The sequence below is a fragment of the Actinosynnema sp. NPDC002837 genome (assembly GCF_040295345.1).
In the GTDB taxonomy this organism is placed as follows: domain Bacteria; phylum Actinomycetota; class Actinomycetes; order Mycobacteriales; family Pseudonocardiaceae; genus Actinosynnema.
On record NZ_JBEOVG010000193.1, the window covers coordinates 1 to 3,277 of the forward strand.

Here is a 3,277-nt window from a genome sequence, read left to right on the forward strand (position 1 = left end):
CTTTTTTTTGACGCAAAAGATTAAAAGATTAAAATATATAAGATAAATATATATATAGGCTTCGCCTATTTTTTATTTTTTTCAAAAATGTAAAATCCAAAGTCAAAATCATCAAAAAAAGGAGTGAGCGAAAACCACGCTCACATTTTACTTGCAGCGTTCACTCGCACTCGCTAAAAGAAAAGATCAAACCCTCTCTTAGGACTTTCTTGGATTCCCTCTAATTGCTCGTATACGCTGTTTTAACTATTTGACTAGCTAAATACTCATACTTTGCAATCAAGCGTCTTACAGACGGTCAGGGCAAGCCCTAACAACCCTTAAATGGAAAACCTATACTTTGTTTAACTTGTTTTTTTACAACTTAAAACAAGCTATTCAATTCAAAATCACTTTAAACCCACTTAAAAGCTCGTTTAAGCATTCTTAATGTTCCCTTTGAACAAATAGACAGTTTCGAATTAAAGTCGCTTAAATCGAGTTTTAGAGCGTTTTAAAATAGAATGATGAAAAACTAAAAAGTTTCAAACGCTGGTCGGCTTGTTTCGTAAAAAAAGAGTGCAATGCGCACTTACACATCACTCTAAAAACGAGTGATGTAATGGCTAAAAATCGTGTATCAGAAGTTGCTTATCGCAACAACAAAATTTCATGCTAGTAGCGTCTCTTAAATGAGTGAGTCTTTGTTTCAATTTGTGATACATTTTTCTGATCCATCAAGAACTTCCTCAAAGATAAAATGCCCCAGCGCTCATTCCTCAATCGCCCTTTGTCATTGATTTTGTAATAAGCATTGCGCCCTATTCGGTTACAATCCTCACAACAAAATAGCAAATATAAACCCATAAATACTGCTGTAAGCTATCACATTGTAATACAAATTACTTCGTTCTTGTATTACAATGTGGCTTGAAAAGGGGGAAGTTTCACTTTCCCCTTTTATCCCCTTTGGATTGTGTCGATTTGCTTTACGCAAACGCCACCTACCCATTTTATAAAAATAAAATGAGCAAAAGATCTTTCTTTTTGTCATACAAAAAGAAGAAAAAGAGGGACGATTTTCTTCTTCCGAAATCGTCCCTCTTTTTGGATGAACGAACAAAAAATCTCTCGTATTTTGTTTGTTCATCCACTAAAAATATGCGAACAGTATGGCTTCATTCAATTCTGTTCTTACAAGTCAAAAGCATCGAATCGTCCAAGGACGATTCAACAAAAAAAGTAGTCGTTTTTGGACGACTACTAAGTTCTAAACATTCATTACCCAAAATCAATTTGGTCTAACATCGTTTCTCGACTAGCTTGATCTAATCCAAGATACGTTAAGGTCATGGCTTCACTTGAATGGTTTAATAAATTCATCACTAAACCAATATTATAGTTTGACTGCGTATAGACCCGATAAGCGCCTGTTTTACGCATGGTATGCGTTCCTAGATAGTTAATTCCTACTTATTGTCGGCGGAGCTGGACGCTTCTTTCACAACCTCTATCCTCGATCTTTTTGGTCATACACTTCTTTGACGTTGATAAATTGATCAAGTATTGGATTTTCTCCTTTTAGGTCAGCTTCGAAACGGATACCGTCAATATTGATTCTGGCGTTACGGTAGTAGTCAGTTCCTAGTTGTCCCCATGCAGGAGTTGAGGCATCGACATTGCAGAAGATATCAAATCCTTGTTGTTTCAAGTAAGCAAATTTTTGATTTGCTTCAGAATAAGGTTGCCAATCGCTGATGTCAGCGCCAAATGGGTAGATCAAAATATTTGTTTTGCCTAAAATAGGTGCAACTTCATTTTGCCAACGTTCATTATCTTGTTGGATATCGGCTAAAGAAGCTTGTGTCATATTCAAGTGTCCCCAAGTATGAGAAGCAAAACTCCAACCATCTTTCTTTAATTGATCAGCAACTTTTTTGGCTGCTTCGATTTCTTTGTTTGTTTTTTCGTTATCACCATATTCTGATTTTGATGTACGGTAACCTAATACACCATTATAGCCTGTTAAAGCTAATGTTCCTTTGGCGCCTTGATAAGAAAAATCGGGATGTTTTTTAATGAATGAATCGATCAATGGAACCATATCATAGTCACCAACAGTTTCCTTCTTATTGTCGATATAAATATTCTTGATTTGGTTCTGTTTATCGACAATCAACTTACTTGGAAATCCTGAATTGTCCATGTATTCATAATAGCTGACATCGTCTTGCGAAAGAATTAACGGTTTCTTTCCTTCTGGAAGAGAAACACCTGTAAAGGTCAGTTTTCCATCTGTTCCTTTTTTGACTAATCCATTTAGATTAACAAGAACATAGTTATTTTTATATAACTGATCAATGGTTTTATTGAATTCGGAAATAGTGACCATATAATCTTTATACCCTTGTGCTTGCTGGGTATGAAAAGCCTTAGCTGGATCAACAATCAGACTATGAAAGAAGACGTGTGAGATTTTGGTCGGGTCTTCCCATTTTACCAAGGATTCTTTTTCTTTTTTCAAAGTTGCTAACAATTGTTGCGCTTCTTTGGCGTCGTCTTTTTCAAGTAAGGCGATGGCTTCATCATAATGATAACTTGCAGCAAGCTGTTTTGCTTGATCAAGCTGTTTCGTCGTTTGTTTATCTTCAACAGGTTTTGAGCTGCTGCTTGAGTGTTGAGTTGTTTGACTAGTGTTTTCTAATTTATTGTTTGTTACTGCTTGTGTAACAAAAAAGATACTTACACCTAGAATAATAACAGTGCATACAGAAGTGACAGCCAATATGATTTTGTGTGTATGTTTCATTTTATCGTCCCCTACTACTTTTTGATTTCAAAAACCCCCGTAAGCTTTTCTTAACCTTTTGAAAAACTTCCCATAACCATTGTAACGAATATAGGGTTCTGTTGCAAAGTTTTAAATCTACTATCAAATAAGGTAGAATAATAGAAAAAGATAGCAGGAGGAATGACGATGAATCATTTTAAAGAAAAGCAATTTCAGCAGGATGTGATTATTGTAGCCGTGGGCTACTATCTTCGTTATAACCTTAGCTATCGTGAAGTTCAAGAAATCTTATATGATCGTGGCATTAACGTTTCTCATACGACGATTTATCGTTGGGTACAAGAATATGGCAAACTACTCTATCAAATTTGGAAAAAGAAAAATAAAAAATCCTTTTATTCATGGAAAATGGATGAAACGTACATCAAAATCAAAGGTCGTTGGCATTATCTCTATCGTGCAATTGATGCGGATGGATTGACTTTAGACATCTGGCTACGCAAGAAA

The 3,277-nt window shown here is 35.4% G+C and carries 1 protein-coding gene and 1 pseudogene; one reads left to right on the forward strand and one right to left on the reverse strand.

Annotation, left to right across the window (positions count from 1 at the left end; genetic code table 11):
• Positions 1-1,489: 1,489 nt before the first annotated feature.
• Positions 1,490-2,788: a polysaccharide deacetylase family protein gene (locus ABTZ99_RS44755; RefSeq protein WP_014017385.1), complete on the reverse strand. Its 1,299-nt coding sequence runs from the start codon at positions 2,786-2,788 to the stop codon at positions 1,490-1,492.
• A gap of 168 nt (positions 2,789-2,956) precedes the next feature.
• Here ABTZ99_RS44755 and ABTZ99_RS44760 point away from each other — a divergent pair.
• Positions 2,957-3,277 (forward strand): annotated as a pseudogene (locus ABTZ99_RS44760) (IS6-like element IS1216 family transposase); the annotation flags it as partial.